At 42.8% G+C, this 19,463-nt stretch carries 18 protein-coding genes; 7 read left to right on the forward strand and 11 right to left on the reverse strand.

Features of this window, described 5'->3' with window-relative positions; translation table 11 throughout:
- Nucleotides 1-40: 40 nt before the first annotated feature.
- From IQ274_RS16545 to prfC, 6 genes are all read right to left on the reverse strand, one after another.
- Complete coding sequence (locus IQ274_RS16545; RefSeq protein WP_163929254.1) at nt 41-1,012, reverse strand: CobW family GTP-binding protein; 972 nt, start codon at nt 1,010-1,012, stop codon at nt 41-43.
- Nucleotides 1,013-1,381: 369 nt separating this feature from the next.
- A complete protein-coding gene (locus IQ274_RS16550; RefSeq protein WP_163929266.1) occupies nt 1,382-2,290 on the reverse strand; it encodes an alpha/beta fold hydrolase in 909 nt (302 codons plus the stop codon).
- Between the two features lie 94 nt (nt 2,291-2,384).
- Nucleotides 2,385-2,825, reverse strand: a complete 441-nt coding sequence (locus IQ274_RS16555) for a SufE family protein (RefSeq protein WP_012410198.1) — start codon at nt 2,823-2,825, stop codon at nt 2,385-2,387.
- Nucleotides 2,826-3,297: 472 nt separating this feature from the next.
- Nucleotides 3,298-3,816, reverse strand: a complete 519-nt coding sequence (locus tag IQ274_RS16560) for an RNA recognition motif domain-containing protein (protein ID WP_114081172.1) — start codon at nt 3,814-3,816, stop codon at nt 3,298-3,300.
- Between the two features lie 658 nt (nt 3,817-4,474).
- Nucleotides 4,475-6,754 (reverse strand): M48 family metalloprotease, encoded by a 2,280-nt coding sequence (locus tag IQ274_RS16565; protein ID WP_194142894.1) that lies wholly within the window; start codon nt 6,752-6,754, stop codon nt 4,475-4,477.
- A gap of 194 nt (nt 6,755-6,948) precedes the next feature.
- Nucleotides 6,949-8,577, reverse strand: coding sequence for a peptide chain release factor 3 (gene prfC / locus IQ274_RS16570; RefSeq protein ID WP_114081170.1), 1,629 nt, complete (start codon nt 8,575-8,577; stop codon nt 6,949-6,951).
- Between the two features lie 124 nt (nt 8,578-8,701).
- On the opposite strand from prfC, the gene IQ274_RS16575 reads away from it, so the two are divergent.
- Complete coding sequence (locus IQ274_RS16575; RefSeq protein ID WP_012410202.1) at nt 8,702-9,061, forward strand: DUF4870 domain-containing protein; 360 nt, start codon at nt 8,702-8,704, stop codon at nt 9,059-9,061.
- Nucleotides 9,062-9,103: 42 nt separating this feature from the next.
- Here the strand turns inward: IQ274_RS16575 and IQ274_RS16580 are convergent, their stop codons facing one another.
- A complete protein-coding gene (locus IQ274_RS16580) occupies nt 9,104-9,379 on the reverse strand; it encodes a hypothetical protein (RefSeq protein WP_163929252.1) in 276 nt (91 codons plus the stop codon).
- An 8-nt stretch (nt 9,380-9,387) separates the two neighbouring features.
- On the opposite strand from IQ274_RS16580, the gene hemB reads away from it, so the two are divergent.
- From hemB to IQ274_RS16610, 6 genes are all read left to right on the forward strand, one after another.
- Entirely contained in the window at nt 9,388-10,368 is a 981-nt protein-coding gene (gene hemB / locus IQ274_RS16585) for a porphobilinogen synthase (protein WP_163929251.1), read from the forward strand.
- Between the two features lie 861 nt (nt 10,369-11,229).
- The gene (locus IQ274_RS16590; protein WP_012410204.1) at nt 11,230-12,213 is read left to right on the forward strand and encodes an alpha-ketoacid dehydrogenase subunit beta; all 984 of its coding nucleotides are present in this window, start codon (nt 11,230-11,232) and stop codon (nt 12,211-12,213) included.
- A 176-nt stretch (nt 12,214-12,389) separates the two neighbouring features.
- Nucleotides 12,390-13,802 (forward strand): protein translocase subunit SecD, encoded by a 1,413-nt coding sequence (gene secD, locus IQ274_RS16595; protein ID WP_163929265.1) that lies wholly within the window; start codon nt 12,390-12,392, stop codon nt 13,800-13,802.
- The gene (secF, locus tag IQ274_RS16600; RefSeq protein ID WP_163929250.1) at nt 13,799-14,785 is read left to right on the forward strand and encodes a protein translocase subunit SecF; all 987 of its coding nucleotides are present in this window, start codon (nt 13,799-13,801) and stop codon (nt 14,783-14,785) included. The genes secD and secF overlap by 4 nt, the downstream gene beginning before the upstream one ends.
- Before the next feature lie 72 nt (nt 14,786-14,857).
- Nucleotides 14,858-15,271, forward strand: a complete 414-nt coding sequence (locus IQ274_RS16605) for a hypothetical protein (RefSeq protein WP_190933748.1) — start codon at nt 14,858-14,860, stop codon at nt 15,269-15,271.
- A 97-nt stretch (nt 15,272-15,368) separates the two neighbouring features.
- Nucleotides 15,369-15,839 carry a GNAT family N-acetyltransferase gene (locus IQ274_RS16610; RefSeq protein WP_194142895.1) on the forward strand — a complete coding sequence of 157 codons (471 nt, stop codon included), beginning with the start codon at nt 15,369-15,371 and terminating at the stop codon, nt 15,837-15,839.
- Here IQ274_RS16610 and IQ274_RS16615 read toward each other — a convergent pair.
- From IQ274_RS16615 to IQ274_RS16630, 4 genes are all read right to left on the reverse strand, one after another.
- A complete protein-coding gene (locus IQ274_RS16615; RefSeq protein WP_194142896.1) occupies nt 15,802-16,740 on the reverse strand; it encodes a sensor histidine kinase in 939 nt (312 codons plus the stop codon). The genes IQ274_RS16610 and IQ274_RS16615 overlap by 38 nt on opposite strands.
- A 104-nt stretch (nt 16,741-16,844) precedes the next feature.
- A complete protein-coding gene (locus tag IQ274_RS16620) occupies nt 16,845-17,447 on the reverse strand; it encodes an L-threonylcarbamoyladenylate synthase (RefSeq protein WP_194142897.1) in 603 nt (200 codons plus the stop codon).
- Between the two features lie 79 nt (nt 17,448-17,526).
- On the reverse strand, nt 17,527-18,414 hold the full coding sequence (gene prmC / locus IQ274_RS16625) for a peptide chain release factor N(5)-glutamine methyltransferase (protein WP_194142898.1): 888 nt from the start codon (nt 18,412-18,414) through the stop codon (nt 17,527-17,529).
- 25 nt (nt 18,415-18,439) lie between these two features.
- Nucleotides 18,440-19,249, reverse strand: a complete 810-nt coding sequence (locus IQ274_RS16630; RefSeq protein WP_163929244.1) for a Tic22 family protein — start codon at nt 19,247-19,249, stop codon at nt 18,440-18,442.
- Between the last annotated feature and the right edge of the window lie 214 nt (nt 19,250-19,463).

Consider the following 19,463-nt stretch of genomic DNA (forward strand, 5'->3'; position numbering starts at 1 on the left):
AACTTTTCCCAATCCTCAATCCCCAATCCCCAATCCCCTTTTACGCTAGACAAGCGAGAAAATCTTGTTTGAGTTTGGCTGCATCAAGGTTGCGACCGATAAAGACTAGTTCATTTTTGGGGGTTTCGCTGGGTTTCCAGGGGCGATCGGGTTTGCCATCAAATATCATGTGTACCCCTTGGAATACAAATCGATTATCTTCTCCAGCAATATTTAAAATGCCTTTCATCCGAAAAATATCTGGCCCTTGGGTACGCAGTAACTCGGAAAGCCAAGTGTTTAATTTTTCTCCATCCACAGCACCTGCTTCTACTAAAGCCACAGAATAGACGGTTTCATCGTGTACGTGGGCATCTTCTCCCAAGAAATCTGGATCAATTTCTAATGCGCGTTCTAAATCAAAGGCTTTTACACCCAACAAAGCATCCATTCCTAGTTCAGAATTTTGGGTACGGTAAATTTTTGCGATCGCATTCATCGCCCGAATCCGTGTTTCTAATTCATCTAACTCTTCTGGCGCTACCAAATCTGTTTTATTAAGTAAAATTACATCGGCAAAAGCAATCTGTTCTTGGGCTTCGTCTGCATCCCAATGCTGCCAAATATGCTTGGCATCTACCACTGTCACCACCGCATCTAGAGACAGTTGGCTTTGCAAATCTTCATCAACAAAAAATGTCTGAATCACTGGCGCAGGATCGGCTAATCCAGTCGTTTCAATTACTAAATGATCAAATTTATCGCGCCGCTTCATCAAATTGCCAATGATGCGAATTAAATCGCCGCGCACTGTACAACAGATACAGCCATTATTCATTTCAAATATTTCTTCATCGGCATCAATAATCAATTGATTATCAATACCCACTTCCCCAAATTCATTGACAATCACAGCAACTTTTTTGCCGTGTTCGTAGGTGAGGATGTGATTGAGTAGAGTCGTTTTACCTGCTCCCAAGTAGCCTGTAAGAACAGTAACGGGAACTGAATTGTCGATTACGTCAGCCACCATACTCTAAATTCCCCTTATCTCACCTTATGGATAATCATTATCACATATCATAAATCTTTTTATATTTTTGTGCGAACTTGCTGTTACTTTGGGTTTCAGCAAAATCATCACATAATTTAATCAAGAAACATTTTATTTTTATGCATCTGTAATAAGTAATAAATATAGGACTTACGCAAGATTACACGCTGTAGGGGCAATACTCTGGGTATTCGCCTTTGGATTCTCGTAGAGTAGTCGCTTTGCGTCTACATGAATTACCACTACAGTAAATCTAGGCTTTCACTGCCTTTTTGCGTAAGTTCTATAATCTTAATTTTGCACCTTGGTGCAAAATTGTTCTTTGGATCTTGGTGCAAAGATTTAATTTTATGGAGATAATAAAAAATCTTGAACTACTTCTAAAACAACGGCTGGGTATTCTTCATGCAATCCCAGAGAACCAGGGATAACAACACTTCTCACTCCTGGTAAAGCTACCAAAGCGTTCATTTCTTCTCGTGATTTAGGAGGACTGGATTCCCCTATTACTACCATGAGCGGTACAGTTAAAGACTGCACAAGTTCCAAAAAATCAGATTGTTCGTGTACAGCATCAAGATTACCAGTTACAAAGGCAGCAGATGCAAATCGCGCTCCTGGTTGTTGAGTTGTGTGCCACTTCTTCTCAATAAAACTGGGTGTAACTTTAGCCGCGTCAGTAAAGACATGACGACGATACATGAAACTTAAGAAGGATGGGGTAGTGTTGAGTTTGTAGAGAGCTTGACCAAGTATAGGCGATCGCACCAATCCTCTCACCATGCCAGCTATTTGCTGACTTGCGCCCATTGTCGGCAAAGGCCCACGCCAAGTAGGAGCTAACAACACAATCTTTGAGAAAGCAGCTTGTTGTTTGACAGCTAATTGTAAAACGTAACTAGCAGCATGGCCAGCCGCCACCACAGTAATGGGAGTATTAAAAACAGCTTTGACAAAATCTTCCAGAAATTGCTGATATATTTCCGGTCGGTAATCCAAGCTAGGGCGAGAAGATTCGCCAAATCCAGGCCAATCTATGGCTAAAACCTGAAAATTGGGAGCTAGTAATTTGGCAAGTTCGCCTACTTCTAAACGCGTCGAAACACTGCTGAAAGATGGTAGTAGCAATAGCGGTGAACCTTTACCAAGGGTTTCATAAACAACGCGCAATTGCTGATTTTCCCAATTCCAGAGATATTCTTGAACTACTCCACCAAAGCTAGTAGCAGGAGAGGTAGATAATACATTGGTTGACATGACACTAAATTTTGGTAGTTGTACCTTATTGGTCATTTGTCCTTTGTCCTTTGCAAATGACCAATGACTAATGACCAATGACCAATAACCAAGTTTAGCTAGGCAAATCTAACTTACATTCCAATGCTTTTTTCTGCATGGTCTTAAAAATATTGTAAAACCCATTAGCACGGGAGGGTGTCAGACTAACATTTAAGCCTGTTTCTTGAATAAAATCTGGAGTAAGTTGGACAATTTCAGTTGGCGTTAGTCCCTGCAATCCTTCAACTAGCAGCCCTACTAAACCTTTGGTTAACTGGGAATCAGACTCGCCCTGAAACACAACCTTACCGTCATTCAAAGTTGCTGTGATATAAACTTGAGACACGCAACCAGGAACTTTATTTTCGGGTAATTTATCAGCTTCTGGGAACTCATTGAGCTTCTGAGCATACCAGATTAGCTGTTCGTAACGCCGCTTCGGTTCAGAAGCGCGTTGAAAGCGCTGGACAATTTTAGCAAGCGCAGGTGGCAAAGAATCTAGAGTTGAGGACATAACAGAAGCTGCAAATGATCGGTCTTACCTTGAGTGTAAATTATCTGGAGAGCAATGCCTACGGCGGTCACTGACTTTTACTGAGCGCAGCCGAAGTAGCTTTGTCGTTCGCGCAGCGTCTCGTAGAGAAGTGCGGGCTGCGCCTACGTGCCTCTAATTCTCTTGGCATTATGAAGCTAGCGATTAATTGACTATAACTTGTCAAATCCAGATAATTCCTGCGTAGGCGCAGCCCGCCGTAGGCATCGCACTTATCTTCAGTTACCTTTTTAATGCGTCTAATCGCAAAAACTTAATTTTTTTATAAGCAGGCTTTAACAGCAACTTTGTACAAGTTACGTTGTATCGATATGCACTTACAAAAATAGCTGCAAGTAGCTTTTAACTAAGCAGCCAGATGATAATCAACAATTAAAAATTAAAAATCAAAAAAAATTCTGACTTTTAATTTTTAATTTCTCTCCCTCAAGGATTAATTCGTAGTTTGTGCAGCTAGCATCTGCTTCAGCTTTTCTAATTCCGAAGCCCAACGAGGATCGGGACGAATAGCGTCTGAATCGGTAGTTGTTGTGGTGCTGTTGTCGCGAGAACCGCCGCCACCGCCGCCACGACGGGGCTTTTTAGAGCTTTTCTCCCGACGGCTACCTTCTCTACCTTCTCTATTAACGCTAGGAGTGGGCGTACTACTACCAGCCAGAGTAACTGGTTTAGGAGCTTGTTCGTCGCCCTCTTCACCCTTTGTCCGAGGTAATGCCTTTTCTAGCTTAATGGCAGTGTCTTTAAACATCTGACCATTATACTTTTCAATGATTTCGTCAGCTTGTTCGTCATTGTTGACGGTAAGAAAACCGAAACCACGGCATTTGCCAGTTTTGCGGTCTTTAATTAATTTAGTAGTTACAGCTTCACCTTCTGCTGCAAAAACTGCTTGCAAATCTTGACGATCGATTTCTTCTTTAGGCAAATTACCTATATATAGGCGAACGGACATGAACTATACCTCCAGAGTTAAATGAACATGGCAAGGCGAGAAAACAATCACTTGGCTTTGGCTTTTAATTTAAATAGATGCTATTGACCAAGACTGCCATCAACCAATTTTTTGCTCGAAACTGTCAACCTATACAATACAGTTTTTCGTCGGGATCAAGCTTGTTTAATCCAAAGGCCCACACAATGGTGAGCTAATAACACCTTAATTCTAAGAATTGTAAATTTAATAGCCTATTGCCTGCTAAAGTACACGCTTTCTTCCATGCCTTTTTCGCAGAATCAAATACCATTCCTTACATTACCACGGTATTTTCTACGTAGCTAGTTTAGCGCATACATTTCTAACGTTAGTATTACTGGATCGTAACATAAAACACATTTTTTTATTCAAGGGAGCATAATTTGAAACAAAAACCAGCCGGTGGCTGGTTGATTTCCTGCTGTGTTGGGAGGATAAAAAGGTATGGAGGGGGGAAAAGCATCCGAATTCATGACTAAGCTGTAGTGCTGAGTTATGTCGGCTGCTATTGTTTGTGTAAATAAATGTAACACTTTGAAAGATAATCTGCAACTTTTGTTTACATTCCCATTTGTCAGTTGTCCTTTGTCCTTTGTCCTTTGTCCTTTGCAAATAACCAATGACCAATGACCAATGACTAACCAGTCAGAAAAACGTATGCGCCCAAAGCCTGTGCTGCAACTGCCAAAAAAGTAGACCAGATGGGATGAGGGCTATGAATAGTTTTACCACTTTGAGTTTCTAAGGTGTGGACATCGATCCAAGGTGTTGCTCCTCGCCGGAACCAACCTGTGACGATAATTTGCCGACCGATGAGATCCTGGTGATTCACTGACTGTCCTAGCCAAGAAATGTGGTGTAATTTCACCAAGCCCGTGCTGGATTGGAGGATTAAATCTTGTGCTAGGGAGTTGCTAGTACCTTGACGACCTAATAGTTTACCGGCCAGGCGCACACTGACGCTATCAATAGGTAAGGCACAAGGGTCAGCTAATAGGTTGGGTAGGTAGTCATCAGTTTGCACAGTGGCGGATTTGATGTCAGGGAAAAAAGAATTAATCCGCATTACTGTACCGATGCTAAAGCCAATTAGAAGGCAGCCTGTAATGAAAGACCAATCTTCATATATCCACTTTAGATTTAAAAACTTGAGTACGAATGCTAGTTGCCAGGTTAGCCAGACCAAAGCTGCAAACAGAAACCCTAAAGGAATTCCCAGCCAGGGAGCGATTTGTAATAAGAAAGACTGACGCTTAACCCTTGATGGTTCGCTAGCAAAATGTAGTTCGGTGTCTAGATGCCAGTGACGGGCTATTTTGCAGAGGCGTTCGATGCGATCGCCCATCAAAGAATGACTATTATTAATCGTAAACCATTGGCGGTATGGATTTGCAGTATCCCACTTCAAAAATGATTCAAAAGATAAATTGCTGGCAATGGTACCCAAAGAAAGGCTTTGTTGATGGCCGACTGGTATCAAGAGATTTAGGCTTTCTAGTTGCCAACTGGTATGTTCTTCTTTTTGAATATCAGCTGCAATGCCAATGGAAATTTTGAGTAAAGCGCGAATCAGGGCGTTGGGATTACCGGTGATTTCAGATGCGACGCGATCGCTATAATAAAGCCGCAACCGCGACAACCACAATCCAGTCCCAGTTAGCAAACCCCAAAGTCCATAAACGAGACTAGCCACAATTGTCACCGGCCAGCGCCAGATTTCCCTTGATATTTTGTCTCCCAACTCTGATATTTGCTGATAAAGCTTATGGATGGGTAGTGTCACCAGCAGCAACAAAGACATTACAGAAAAATCCCAGTGAGCAATGTGCCCTAGCTGCGTGGCGTAAATAATTGCGATTTCATCATCTGCTAGTTGCTCTAATAGTCCTTGACTCACAACAATCCTGGCATTACGTGGTAAACTACCGTAAGTCAGGATAATTGGTGCAGCCATTGGTAAAATCCGTAGTTTGGGTAAGGGCCAGTGGCGCTGTTGACAACAACGTTGTAGCACCCGCACAGCTTCGCGGCTATGGGCATTCAATATATCTTTGGAAAATTCTCGCTGACCATATAAGTTCGCCAGTAGCAGATCCAGTAACCAAGGTGATACACCGATCAAAATCACCAATACTATTAGCAACAATTTAGTAGGGTTGCTGTATAAAAGCTGCAACGGCTCCAGATAAGGTAGTTTGACTAAAGTCAGGTTGATGAATCCCATTGCAAACTTGAGGATTTCTCGCATCACCCAAAATAGGGCAATGAATGTTCCTGCTGTTAGCAATCGTAAGGGAATTAATTTTGGTTTACGTAGAGGTTGCCATGCTTTGGCGCGTTGTGCTTGTCGCCAATAAATAACACCAAATAATTTAGCTTGGGTGCGGGTAACAGAACCCATAAAACCGTTTAAAGGTGCAGCCGGTGGTGGTAATGGTGTAGCTACCGTAGCTTTGAGTCTAGGTAGTGGCACCATCGGCGGGGTGTCGTCGCTCTTAGTTTCTATTACTTGCTCTTCTGGCTTTTCCTCTAATGTAGGATTTTCCGGGGGGGTAACTGGGGGAGAATCTGGAGGAGGATCTGGAGTTGAGTTATCAAACGCTACAAATCCAGTTTCGACATTTTTTGATTCTCGATCGCGTTTCTTACGTTTTGTCAGGTGTTCGAGAGCGCGTGTTGCCCACTCTTGAACTTGCGGATTGTTACTCTCAATGAGATTCTGGGAAATAGCGATCGCTTTGGGAACTTCGCCAGTGCGAGCATAAGCCATCACTAAACCAACCTGGGCTTGTAAGCTAGCAGTACCATTATTTTGGCTGCTAGCAATAGGTTCTAGTTGAGCGATCGCTGTTTGGTAATTTCCCTGCTTGAGGGCAATTAAACCAGCCTCCAAAGACGGTTTGGCATGTGAAGGCATACAAATTCTGGCACTCCAATCTCTTCTAGGTGATCCACGTTTGTGCAAAAGCGCGAACCTCGGATGCCGTGGAACTCAACCGCGCCCGAGTTTTGCTTGTCAAGTGAATGATTAAAGATTGAATTCAGGAGTCAGGGGTCAGAATTCAGTTGAGTCTTCATCTGAATTCTGGATTCTGAATTCTGTATTCTTCTTCATTCCTCCACTGGTTGTTGACTAGAAAATACTGGAGCGATCGCGCTTAATTTTAACTCTGGATGGTCGCCCAGTAACTGTTGACAATTCCATTCATTGCGGAATAGCAACACTGGCCGTCCCATACTGTCTTTAACTGTAGTGGTATTGAATATTCGTCCCACCTTTTCTAATGCTTCCCAACCACCCTCAACCCAACGGGCGACACTGTAGGGCAATAAATCTAATATGGTTTCTACACCATACTCGTTTTGTAAGCGAAACTGCACTACTTCAAATTGCAACTGACCCACCGCCGCCAAAATTGGATCGCGCTTGGCTTCATCAGTTGAATACATAATTTGCACAGCACCTTCTTCGCGCAATTCCGCAACGCCTTTTTGGAATTGTTTAGACTTCGAGGGGTTGGGATTCCTCAGAGATGCAAACAGTTCCGGCGAAAAATACGGAATCCCCTCATATTCGAGCTTTTGTCCAGTGTAAATTGTATCCCCGATCGCAAAAACACCGGGATTGTTCAAACCGATCACATCGCCAGGATAAGCCACATCAATCGATTCTCGCTCTTGAGCAAAGAGTTTTTGCGGGCGAGAAAGACGGATGAGTTTACCAATGCGAGCGTGATTCACCATCATATCTTTTTCAAACTTACCAGTACAGACCCGGATAAATGCGACGCGATCGCGGTGTTTCGGGTCCATGTTCGCTTGCAGTTTAAAGACAAACCCCGAAAATTCCGGGTATGTAGGAGCAACTTCGCCAACACTGCTGTAGTGAGAACCGGGTTTGAGGGCATATTCGAGGAAATACTTGAGGAATAACTCTACCCCAAAGTTCGTCATGGCACTACCAAAGAACACAGGTGTCATTTTGCCTTCGTGTACCAACTGCAAATCTAGCTCTGGCCCAACTCCATCTAGCAGTTCTAAATCATTTTTCAGTTGGTAGTACAGGCTTTGTTCTAGCTTCTCTTCTATTCTCGGATCGCCTAATTCGACTATGGTATCACGGGCTTCTCGGCTACCGTGGGCACTGCGTTCAAACAAGTGAATTTGTTGCTTGTGTCGGTCAAAAACACCTTTAAAGCGATCGCCCATACCAATCGGCCAATTGACCGCATAGGTTTGCAATCCCAATTCTTGCTCAATTTCATCCAACAGTTCCAGAGGTTCTCTTCCGGGGCGATCGAGCTTGTTGATAAAAGTAAAAATTGGAATACCGCGCAACTTACACACTTCAAACAATTTGCGGGTTTGGGGTTCCAAGCCTTTTGCCGCATCAATTAACATCACTGCATTATCGGCAGCGGCGAGAGTACGATAAGTATCTTCACTGAAATCTTGGTGCCCGGGAGTGTCTAATAAATTTATTTGACACTTTTGGTATTCAAATTGCAACACCGTAGAGGTAATAGAAATACCCCGTTGTTGCTCCATCGCCATCCAGTCAGAGGTAGCCTTACGCTGTGCCCGTCGCGCCTTAACCGCCCCAGCTTCGTGAATTGCACCCCCGTACAGCAGTAGCTTTTCTGTTAGTGTCGTTTTACCCGCATCGGGGTGAGATATAATCGCAAAGTTGCGGCGCAGTTCAACTGCTTGAATAAGTTCAGACTGAAGTTCAGTAGACATAATTGTATTTGTTTGTTGGCTAGCTTAATTTTTTTTAACTCTGGCAAGTCTTTTAATCTTAAGACAACGATGCTCGTGATAGGGTCGTAGTATAAACAACAATCTAACTAAAGAGGAGAAAGCAATGTACGACACAGACAAGCGAAAGCTTCTATCAGCCTTGTCGCATGGAGCCATTTTTTTCAGCACAACATTGGTATCTGTCGGTGTACCTATCGCCATATTGCTTGTATCTGACGATCCTGTTGTTAAAGAAAACGCCAAAGAATCTATCAATTTCCACTTTAATGTCTGGTTTTATGGTGCAATTCTAGGAGCGCTGTTTTTTCTATTCGGTTGGTTAGTGTTACCTCTATTATTATTGGGGCCACTAGCTGGTCTGGGATATCTATTACACTGGGGATTAACAATTTGGGCGCTCATTGGAGTTTTCAGCAATCCTGATATACCCTTCCGTTATCCCTACATTTTCCGATTTCTTTAGAAGAAATTATCATTGGGCATTGGGAATTGTTGGTTATTTTTATTAAGCTGTTGTGCCTTGATGCACACAACCAATCGCCAGGATTTTGCCAATAGAAGGTCTGACGATTTTGAATTTTGAATTGCTTATTATGTCGTTTTTTTCCCAGTCCGTTGGATAGGTGCAACCAAGCTGTAGAATACAAAATTGCCCCACAACTTGATTAAGAGTAGGGCAAAGGACAGTTAAGCACTGTTTGTAGTCTGTCTGACGGCAGGAAAATTTTAGCCTGCTTTTGTGACGCTTTATTTTGTGTCCATTTGCGTTGTTTTTCTTCATAAAATTTTATGTTTCCTACACACCGCCCCCGTCGTCTGCGTACCCATCCTCAACTGCGCCGGATGGTTCGTGAAACTGTTTTAACAACAAGCGATTTAATTTACCCATTATTTGCCGTACCAGGTGAGGGAATCGCTAATGAGGTGAAATCCATGCCCGGAGTCTACCAACTTTCGGTAGATAAAATCGTTGAAGAAGCAAAAGAAGTTTACGACTTAGGAATTCCTTCTATTATTTTATTTGGTATTCCGGCTGATAAAGATGTAGATGCAACTGGTGCTTGGCATGATTGTGGTATCGTCCAAAAAGCAGCGACGGCGGTAAAAGCAGCAGTGCCAGATTTGATTGTAATTGCTGATACTTGTTTGTGTGAGTACACTAGCCACGGTCATTGTGGTTATCTACAAGTTGGTGATTTAACAGGACGAGTTTTAAATGACCCAACTTTGGAATTGTTGAAGAAAACAGCAGTTTCTCAAGCCAGAGCTGGTGCCGATATCATTGCGCCTTCTGGGATGATGGATGGGTTTGTGCAAGCAATTCGTCAGGGTTTGGATGAAGCAGGATTTCAAGACACGCCGATTTTGTCTTATGCTGCTAAATATGCTTCGGGTTATTATGGCCCATTTCGGGATGCCGCAGACTCGACACCGCAATTTGGCGACAGACGAACTTACCAAATGGACCCTGGTAACGCCCGCGAAGCAATTAAAGAGATTGACTTGGATATCGCCGAAGGTGCTGATATGCTCATGGTTAAGCCAGCCTTGGCATACATGGATATTATCTGGCGCGTGAAGGAAGCGAGTAACTTACCCGTTGCGGCTTACAATGTTTCTGGCGAGTATGCGATGGTGAAAGCTGCGGCTCTCAATGGTTGGATTGATGAAGAGCGCGTGGTTATGGAAACTTTAACTGGATTTAAACGGGCTGGTGCAGACTTGATTTTGACCTACCATGCCAAAGATGCGGCGCGATGGTTAAAGTAGGCTAGGCATATTGAATACTAATTTAGTGGGAAATCTCACGCAGAGGCGCGAAGACGCAGAGTTGTGTTTTGGTGTTTGGGCGTGAGATTCTTTAGGACTTACGCAAGAGTTAGGGAATAACGTAGACACGGAGGAATATTCCCGTAGGCTACCACAGAGGCACAGAGGACACGGAGAAATAGGAGTTTGAGAGATATTTTCGTCTCGTTAGAGAAGGACGCAAAGGGCACAAAGGAAGGATAGAAGAAAGAGAGATGTAATTTTCACGAATTATTTAGGATTGCTATAGTCGTAGTTAAAATTTATTACGTTTTAAAGTTGTTTCTAGTTCTAATAATAAAAATTAAGAAGCAAATATATTAATTTGCTGATATTTTGCTAAACGCAATTTTCTGCCAGGAACACCTCCCCACAACAAGGCTGAAATCCAAACATTGACATCAAGAATAACTCTCATGTATTAGACCATAATTCTTGTCTGACATCCTTAACAATTGCACTAATTTCTTCTAGCGTGGGTTTGATTTTGTAATAGTATGAAGTTCTCATTTGTTTATCTTTTGTGTTTCGACCTACAGTCAGTTAGTATCTTTCAGCCTAGAAGCATTGAATGTATTTTATACATTTAATCTAAGTCTTATTACATAAAAAAATCAGCAGATTTGCCAGAGTGAGAGGCGATCGCTCATAAAACCTCTAAAATCTAAATTAAATAGCTTTGATATAGTTATGGCAATTACTCGCTCTATGTTTAGAGTAGTTCGTTTAAAAAACCCAATCTCTAACTAGTGCGATCGCTCACCGTATTTGCGACAGCAGCACGATAAAATTCTAAAACCATAATCGTACTAAAAGGTCTAAATGGCAGAAACACTATTCTTCAACGCCTTACGCGAAGCCATTGATGAAGAAATGGCCCGTGACTCCAGCGTATTCGTTCTCGGTGAAGACGTAGGACACTACGGCGGTTCCTACAAAGTTACCAAAGACCTGTACCAAAAATATGGCGAACTCCGCATTCTAGACACCCCCATCGCTGAAAATAGCTTCACTGGTATGGCAGTAGGGGCAGCCATGACAGGGTTGCGTCCCATCATCGAAGGCATGAATATGGGCTTTTTATTGCTCGCCTTCAACCAAATATCCAACAACGCTGGGATGCTGCGCTATACTTCCGGCGGTAACTTTAAAATTCCGATGGTAATTCGCGGCCCTGGGGGTGTTGGAAGGCAGCTAGGTGCAGAACATTCCCAACGATTAGAAACTTACTTCCAAGCTGTGCCAGGTTTGAAGATTGTTGCCTGCTCGACACCAAGAAACGCTAAAGGCCTACTAAAATCAGCTATCCGCGATGATAACCCCGTGTTGTTCTTTGAACACGTTTTGCTTTACAACTTGAAAGAAGATTTACCAGAAGAAGAATATTTACTACCCTTAGATAAAGCCGAAGTTGTGCGCCAAGGAAAGGATGTCACAATTATCACTTATTCTCGGATGCGGCATCATGTGCTGCAAGCAGTAAAAACACTTGAAAAACAAGGTTACGATCCAGAAGTTATCGATTTAATATCCCTCAAGCCATTAGATTTTGATACAATTGGTGCATCAGTACGTAAAACCCATAAAGTCATTGTTGTGGAAGAATCCATGCGAACTGCGGGTATTGGAGCAGAAGTCATCGCCTCAATAAACGATCGCTTATTTGATGAATTAGATGCGCCAGTACTGCGGCTTTCTTCTCAAGATATCCCCACGCCTTACAACGGCAATCTAGAACGACTAACAATCATCCAACCAGAGCAAATCGTAGAAGCTGTGGAAAAAATGGTGGCGTTGCGGGTTTAAGGGAATAGAGAAGAGATTCAACTACTACTTCTGACTTCCCATTCATAACTTAGGGAGTAGGGAATGGGGAAGAAATTCAACTACGACTTCCCACTCCCAACTTCCCACTCCCTATTTCCCATTCATAACTCCTCAAAAGAGCGCTATTATAGCGTTTGTCAGTTGCGAGTTATGGTATGCAAAGACAGCGATCGCTATTAATTTTGATTTTAGTCCTGATAATCGCCGCTTTTACGGTGATTGCGACAATTCCGATACCCCTGGGACTGGACTTGCGGGGAGGTTCACAGCTAACAATTCAGGTGAAACCATCAGCAGAAATTCCCAAAATCACCGAACGAGAATTGGAAGGTGTGAAGAAAGTTGTCGAAGGCCGGATTAATGGTCTGGGTGTTTCTGAGCCACTGATCCAAACAGTCGGTGCAGATAAAATATTGGTGCAACTACCAGGGGTTAACGATCCAGAGCAAGCCGAACGAGTGTTAGGGGGGACGGCGCAGTTAGAATTTCGTACCCAAAAGCCAAATACAGAAATCCCACTGCGTGCTTTCCAAACATCTAGAGCCGAATTGAAAGTCAAGCAAGAAGAGTTGAGAAAGAGTAGTGACAAAGCAGCAATAGCTAAGAATCAAGAAGATTTACAAAAAAATAATCAAGCGATCGCAGAATTGTTTGAAAGCACTAATCCACCACTAGGTGGCAAATACCTCAAGGATGCTTATGGTGAACCCACTCAAGGTAACAACTGGCACGTTACCATTCGCTTCGACCAAAAGGGTGGTGAACTGTTTGCCAATTTGACGAAGAATCTTGCCGGTACTGGGCGGAGTATTGGTGTTTTTCTAGACAATGAACTGATCAGCGCTCCTAGTGTAGGTATAGAATTTGCCGCCGCAGGTATTACTGGTGGCTCTGCTGTAATTACAGGAAGATTTACCGCACAAGAAGCTAATAACTTGGGTGTACAGCTACGTGGTGGCGCATTACCCGTACCAGTAGAAATCGCAGAAAGGCGGACAGTAGGGGCAACATTAGGTAAAGATAGTATTCAAAGTAGTATTTATGCTGGAGTTGGTGGTCTGACTTTGGTATTAATATTCATGGTGGTTTACTATCGACTACCAGGATTGATTGCGGATGTGTCACTAGTGATCTATTCCCTCTTAACTTGGTCAACCTTTGCTTTATTGGGTGTTACCCTAACTTTGCCGGGAATTGCTGGTTTTATCCTCAGTATTGGGATGGCGGTTGATGCCAATGTCCTAATTTTTGAACGGACACGGGAAGAATTACGAGCAGGTAAATCTTTGTATCGTTCAGTAGAATCTGGTTTTTACCGAGCATTTTCTAGTATTTTAGATAGCAACGTCACTACATGGATTGCTTGTGCTGCCCTGTTTTGGCTGGGGTCTGGTTTAGTCAAAGGCTTTGCTCTTACCTTAGCCTTGGGGGTGGCTGTGAGTATGTTTACCGCAATTACTTGTAGTCGGACATTGCTGTTTTTGGCAATTTCAATTCCCTCCTTGCGGAAGACAGAACTTTTCTGTCCAAACCTGCCAACATCGAATAAGGCAGAGGTGACTCCATGAAACTGAGTATTAACAAATCGCGATCGCTTTGGTGGACTATTTCTACTGCGATTATTCTTGCTGGTATCATCTCAATGGTGATTTCTTGGCAACAACCCAATATTCACGCACCCTTACGCCCCGGTTTAGATTTTATCGGTGGTACAAGGTTACAGTTTGTCCGAGATTGCACTAAACCTGGCAATTGCGACAAACCAATTGATATCAACGCTGTCCGGGAAGTAGCAAAAGCGCAGGGACTAGCTGATAGCAGCATCCAACTTATCTCCGAAAATGGTGCAGAAAATGGTGTACTAATTCGGACAAAAGATTTGACTGTCGATCAGCGCACCAAGTTGCAAAATGCTTTAAGCGAAGAAATTGGGGTTTTTGATCCGCAAAAAAATCAAATTGACTCCGTTGGCCCTACCTTGGGAAAAGAACTATTGAGGTCTGGGATCTTAGCTCTGATAGTTTCCTTCATTGGTATTACTATCTATATGAGCTTCCGCTTCCAGTTAGATTATGCTGTGTTTGCGATCGTTGCCCTATTTCACGATATCTTGATCACAGTTGGGGCTTTTTCACTTTTGGGTTTGGTAGCGGGCATCGAAGTAGATAGCCTTTTTATCGTCGCCTTACTGACCATCACAGGTTTCTCAGTCAACGACACAGTGGTGATTTACGATCGCATTCGGGAAACCATTAAAATCAATCCTGAACACCCAATTGCCGAAATTGTCGATGATGCGGTTAACCAAACTTTGACAAGATCGATCAACACGACCTTAACCGTGCTGTTGACATTAACTTCCATCTTTCTATTTGGTGGAGAAACACTGAGATATTTCGCTCTAGCTTTGATTATTGGGTTCACGATGGGAGCTTATTCAAGTATTTTCATCGCTAGTACTCTCCTTACTTGGTGGCGAGAGAGGGATGAATCCCAAGTGTTAGAAAGCGTAGAGCCGATTGATACATCCACCAGTTCTCAGGATAGTTAAACTTGTGTGCATTTCACAATTGGGTTAAAGCATTTTAAATTGCTCACCTATGCTTTGGAATTTTATTCTTCTATGGATCAACCTGAAGAACCATTAATCCCTAATCCAGAATTTGAGAACTCTGACGCATCCTTTATTCAACAAGTGCAAAGGCTACACAAGCTGACATTATACGGTAGATGGCTGTTTGTCGGCTGTTTGTGGCTCACCATTGCACCTGTTAGCTTGTGGGGTCTACGTGCAGAAATTTCTCTGTGGCAACAATATTTTACCTGGGTAGCGGTGCGATATGGACTCTTCTACCATCCACTGTCTACCTTCGGTTTAGCCTTTTGTATTGGGATGACTGCTGCTGTTTTAGTTTGGCAAAGTCGAAATATCTTATTTGGACTCCCAAAGCCGGAAAAACAACGTTTAGAAAAACAAGTTTATCGGATACGTCAGCAGGGGCCAAGTCATCCTCTGTGGAAGTGGGTTTGTCATTAATTTTTTTTTCTCGTTGCATATACATATACACGTACAGCAATTTTTAGCAAAATATGACTTAAATATACAAAGATATTGCCAAAAGTGGATGCCATAAATGAACGAGTCTCAGATTCAATTTAGCGAACGCAAATCTGAAATTGACCTTTACCAACTCCAAGAACTGTTAAACGTTTCAGCTTTCTGGGCAAAGGGACGCAGTATTGAAGATTTAGGTATAGCCGTTGCCAATAGTGAACCAGTGATTTCTGTCTCGGATAGCGATCGACTCATTGGCTTTGCTAGAGCAACATCTGATGGCATATATCGCGCCACAATTTGGGATGTTGTCATTCATCCAGATTATCAAAGTAGTGGGTTGGGAAGCAAGTTAGTAGAAACCGTTTTGTGTCATCCCCGCATGAGGTGGGTTGAGAGCGTTTATCTGATGACTACTCACCAGCAGGGCTTCTACGAAAAGATGGGTTTTCAAACCAATACCACCACTACAATGGTGCTACACAACCTAGCTAACCGTGTTTTTGTTGCTGCTACAGAAGTTCAGCTTCAGGAATCACTAGGGGGATAGAGATTTGTAGTCTGGTAATCTCCTGATGTGGTTCCTTGGCAATGGTCGAAGGCAGGATTTCTAACTTTCCTCCCATAACTTCCACTAAAGTCTGATTAATTAATAACCTCATTCCTGGGGAAAGAGCAGCCTTTTGATCAATTTGGAGCTGCTGCTCATCAGATTTGAGCAAATCAATCGGCTCGCTTGAGGGTATAGCATGAGTTGGAACATCCAGCCAAATGGTTACAAAATTATTTGTAGGTAAGATATTGCTAGAAATACAAATACTGCCTTCCTCCATTTGAGTAATGGCAGTGTCTATTAAACTGATCAATATTTGGCGGAGCCAGAGATAATCTGCTAAAACATAAATTTCTGGATCGGCGGGTAACAATTGCAAAGGAAAATTGCGATTAGCCGCCAGCATATAAGTTAATTTATGAACCTCTTCCAAAATTTGCGCTAACGGTCGGGGCTGAATATCTAATTTATTAGTACCGTGTTCCGTTCTCGCAACGGTGAGAATTTCATCTATCAGCTTGAGTAGCTTCAGCGTTCGTTCGTGAGCTTGACCAATAAATTCTCTTTCTTCAGCCGGATCTTCACATAAATCTGACAAAATTAATTGATGCAAGCCAATCAAACCATTGAGAGGCGATCGCAATTCATGGGTAGTTCGTGCCAAAAAACCAGCCTTAAACTGGCTCATTTCCCTTGCCATAAAGTATGCCAGCTGCGTTTGCTGTAGCTGTTGTGATATTGGTGGCATCTCTTCTTGATCTAATGGCGCTATTAGAGATGAGCTAGATAAAACATTTGCTGATGCCTGCGGCGGGCGTAGCCATAGCACAAATAACCGATAGAAAATCATACCTAGTGCGATTCCTGCTCCTAGATATATCCAGTTGATCCAATTCATAATTAGGCAATTATTAACTTGTTAATTGACCACAACAGCGCAGACTAAAGTTCCAGATTTCTCTGTTGTGAAAATCAGGAAAACAACATTATAACTACCTATATCTATTTATCACTCGAAATGTCTAACTTTATCGCACCTTGTCGTAAAATCTGCCAATTTATGCCTGTCCATTTAGCAACGGTGGAAGGTATACCCATTGCTGCTGTTTCACCCTGACATTCTGTTGTTGTTAGAGTCAAAACCTGGGGAAACTGAGTCTCAATTTCTGCCATCGTTTGCAAAGGTGGCTGACCAGAAAAATTAGCGCTAGTGGTAGCAAGGGGGCCTGTTTGCGCCAAAATAGTTCGAGCGATCGCACTGTTCGGGACTCGAATACCAATTGTTGTCGGATCGATCGGGTTCATAACTTTTGGCAGGCGTTCACTTGCTGGCAACACTAATGTCAGCCCTCCTGGCCAATATTTATCTGCTAGTTCTTGCCAAACTTTATACTCGTTTTCACTACCTTTAACATAGAGCCACAAATCTTCAGCAGTAGCAGCCATCAAAATCAAAGGTTTGTCTTGACTGCGTTGCTTCGCCGCAAAAATTAACCCGGCTTTTTCTGGTATCGTTGCAAGTGCAGGAACAGTGTCAGTAGGAAAGCTTACCAAAAGACCAGCCCGTGCGCCAGCTATTAGATTTGTTAAAGAAACTTGTGTCATTTTTATGGGTACAGGTATAGGGCATGGAGCATTTTACCTATGCGCTATGCCCCATGCTCCATACCCCATAACCTATTTCCTAACTTTTGTAGGCAAGGGCAAAGCGTTCAATTCCAGCTAAATCAGCGTGAATTTGAATCTTACAATAGCTACCTTGATTTTGCAAAAGTTCTCGCACTGCATCCGCCTGTCCTGCCATAATCTCAATTAACCATACACCGCCAGATTGTAAATAACTGGGAGAAATTTCTATCAAATGGCGAATGCAATCTAAGCCATCACCGCCACCATCCAAAGCTAGATGTGGTTCATGGTTAACTACTTCTGGTTGCAGTGTAGGTAAGGTGCTGGTGGGTATGTAAGGAGGATTCGACACCATACCACTAAACTGACCTTTGAGAAATGCTAGTGGCTCCCACCAAGAACCTTGATAAAATTTAATCCGGTCAGCAAAACCCAAATTAGCAGCGTTGGTTCTGGCGATCGCTAGAGCTTCTAAACTGTAATCAACTGCATGAATTGTTGCTGTTGGCAAGACATCTGCTAATCCGATGGCGATCGCTCCACTGCCAGTACCTAAATCTGCCCAATGTCCTGATACACCGCTTGCTGCTAAAGCTAAATCAATTAAGCTCTCTGTCTCTGGTCTGGGAATCAAAACGGCACTTGACACCGCGATTTGAAAGTTACGCCAAGGTGTCACTCCGGCAATATACTGCACTGGTAAGCGATCGTTTAATCGCCTCTGCCATAGCTGGTCTAACTTTTCTAGAGGTAATTGCAGCTGAATTTGCGGCCAGTTTTTAAAGGATTCCAAACGCAGTGCCAAGCGGTCTAACCCAGCAACTTCTAAGAGTAGCCAATCTACCTCCATTGTTGGGACATCAGTGGCGATCGCTGCTTCAAGGGCTGTATTTCGCCACTGCCAAAGTTGTAAACCAGAAACTATCAGATGCTTCTCCCCCATGCCTCAACCTTGGAGTACATAACCGTTATTTTTTCGGAGCGGGCGCAGCAGCTGGCGATTGATTCGGCGCAAGTGAGCGAATAAAATTGATGGACTCCCGTGATGGATACAGAACAATTTTATTGATACTAGGATCGGTGCTGCTATTAAGAGCCTCCATAACACCGTACAAATCCACTACCTGAATTTCAGTGTTCTCTGCTTCCTTGGGTACGGCTTTTTTGAATTGGTCTAATAGAGCCACTGCTTGCTCTTTTTCAAAGAAAAATGGAATGAATCGCTCGTTGCCTTTTGCCAGGGGAATGGTCAAATAGCTATTATCTTTCTTAAATTTGGGTACAAATAAGGGAATCCCATTGAATTGCTCCCCTTTTTTACCATTTTGATTCAGCATACTTGTTGCTGAAGCTACCTGTGCTTGCGTCGGGACTAAAGTATAAATTACAGAGTCTGATTTCTTTTTGCTTTCTTGGACTATTTTATAGTAGTCTGCCAGGGATAAAGGTCTCACCTGTAAAGTGCTAGCCAATTGGGGATTTTCTTTTTTGAGCCGATTATCAAGGAATTTTTGAGCATCTTGCTTGCTAATAAAAAATCCTACTTGTGAGATCGGCTTGGACGCGTTGTTTTTCCTCGAAAGAACTACAAATTCGCCTTTAGGATTAGTCAAGGTGAATACAGGTACTTCTTGGAGCTTTTTCACTATCTGATCTTGTGGCAACGCTACCGCCTCTAGATTGCCTATTCCCGGTAGATTGCCTATTCCTGAAAGTCCCGCTAAAAATACACTGCCAGCTATACCCAATGTTGCGCCTAAGCGAATAAATGATTTCATGACTGCTCCTCGCATCAATAATCTAATTAAATTAAACAAATGGTTGGATTTGCACAGCACCAACTAGCTTTAGTTATATAGCAATCTATTTCAGTTGGGAAAAATTCATTGTGCGCGTTGAGGTTTAGTGTTAAGCATCAACGGTCAAAATCCAATATTCCCCAGCTATTGAGGGTTGCTATAATCGGTTTCACAAATCGACAGTACTAAAGTT

The sequence above is a fragment of the Nostoc sp. LEGE 12447 genome, from assembly GCF_015206985.1.
Taxonomy (GTDB): domain Bacteria; phylum Cyanobacteriota; class Cyanobacteriia; order Cyanobacteriales; family Nostocaceae; genus Nostoc.

Excerpts from the sequence above, each read along its gene's own strand:
- IQ274_RS16590 (WP_012410204.1), top strand. The coding sequence starts at position 11,230 with ATGGCAGAAACACTATTCTTCAACGCCTTACGCGAAGCCATTGATGAA.
- IQ274_RS16545 (WP_163929254.1), bottom strand. The coding sequence starts at position 1,012 with ATGGTGGCTGACGTAATCGACAATTCAGTTCCCGTTACTGTTCTTACA.
- secD (WP_163929265.1), top strand. The coding sequence starts at position 12,390 with ATGCAAAGACAGCGATCGCTATTAATTTTGATTTTAGTCCTGATAATC.
- prmC (WP_194142898.1), bottom strand. The coding sequence starts at position 18,414 with ATGGGGGAGAAGCATCTGATAGTTTCTGGTTTACAACTTTGGCAGTGG.
- secF (WP_163929250.1), top strand. The coding sequence starts at position 13,799 with ATGAAACTGAGTATTAACAAATCGCGATCGCTTTGGTGGACTATTTCT.
- IQ274_RS16615 (WP_194142896.1), bottom strand. The coding sequence starts at position 16,740 with ATGAATTGGATCAACTGGATATATCTAGGAGCAGGAATCGCACTAGGT.
- IQ274_RS16630 (WP_163929244.1), bottom strand. The coding sequence starts at position 19,249 with ATGAAATCATTTATTCGCTTAGGCGCAACATTGGGTATAGCTGGCAGT.
- IQ274_RS16575 (WP_012410202.1), top strand. The coding sequence starts at position 8,702 with ATGTACGACACAGACAAGCGAAAGCTTCTATCAGCCTTGTCGCATGGA.
- IQ274_RS16560 (WP_114081172.1), bottom strand. The coding sequence starts at position 3,816 with ATGTCCGTTCGCCTATATATAGGTAATTTGCCTAAAGAAGAAATCGAT.
- IQ274_RS16550 (WP_163929266.1), bottom strand. The coding sequence starts at position 2,290 with ATGTCAACCAATGTATTATCTACCTCTCCTGCTACTAGCTTTGGTGGA.
- hemB (WP_163929251.1), top strand. The coding sequence starts at position 9,388 with ATGTTTCCTACACACCGCCCCCGTCGTCTGCGTACCCATCCTCAACTG.
- IQ274_RS16580 (WP_163929252.1), bottom strand. The coding sequence starts at position 9,379 with ATGAAGAAAAACAACGCAAATGGACACAAAATAAAGCGTCACAAAAGC.
- prfC (WP_114081170.1), bottom strand. The coding sequence starts at position 8,577 with ATGTCTACTGAACTTCAGTCTGAACTTATTCAAGCAGTTGAACTGCGC.
- IQ274_RS16605 (WP_190933748.1), top strand. The coding sequence starts at position 14,858 with ATGGATCAACCTGAAGAACCATTAATCCCTAATCCAGAATTTGAGAAC.
- IQ274_RS16565 (WP_194142894.1), bottom strand. The coding sequence starts at position 6,754 with ATGCCTTCACATGCCAAACCGTCTTTGGAGGCTGGTTTAATTGCCCTC.
- IQ274_RS16610 (WP_194142895.1), top strand. The coding sequence starts at position 15,369 with ATGAACGAGTCTCAGATTCAATTTAGCGAACGCAAATCTGAAATTGAC.
- IQ274_RS16555 (WP_012410198.1), bottom strand. The coding sequence starts at position 2,825 with ATGTCCTCAACTCTAGATTCTTTGCCACCTGCGCTTGCTAAAATTGTC.
- IQ274_RS16620 (WP_194142897.1), bottom strand. The coding sequence starts at position 17,447 with ATGACACAAGTTTCTTTAACAAATCTAATAGCTGGCGCACGGGCTGGT.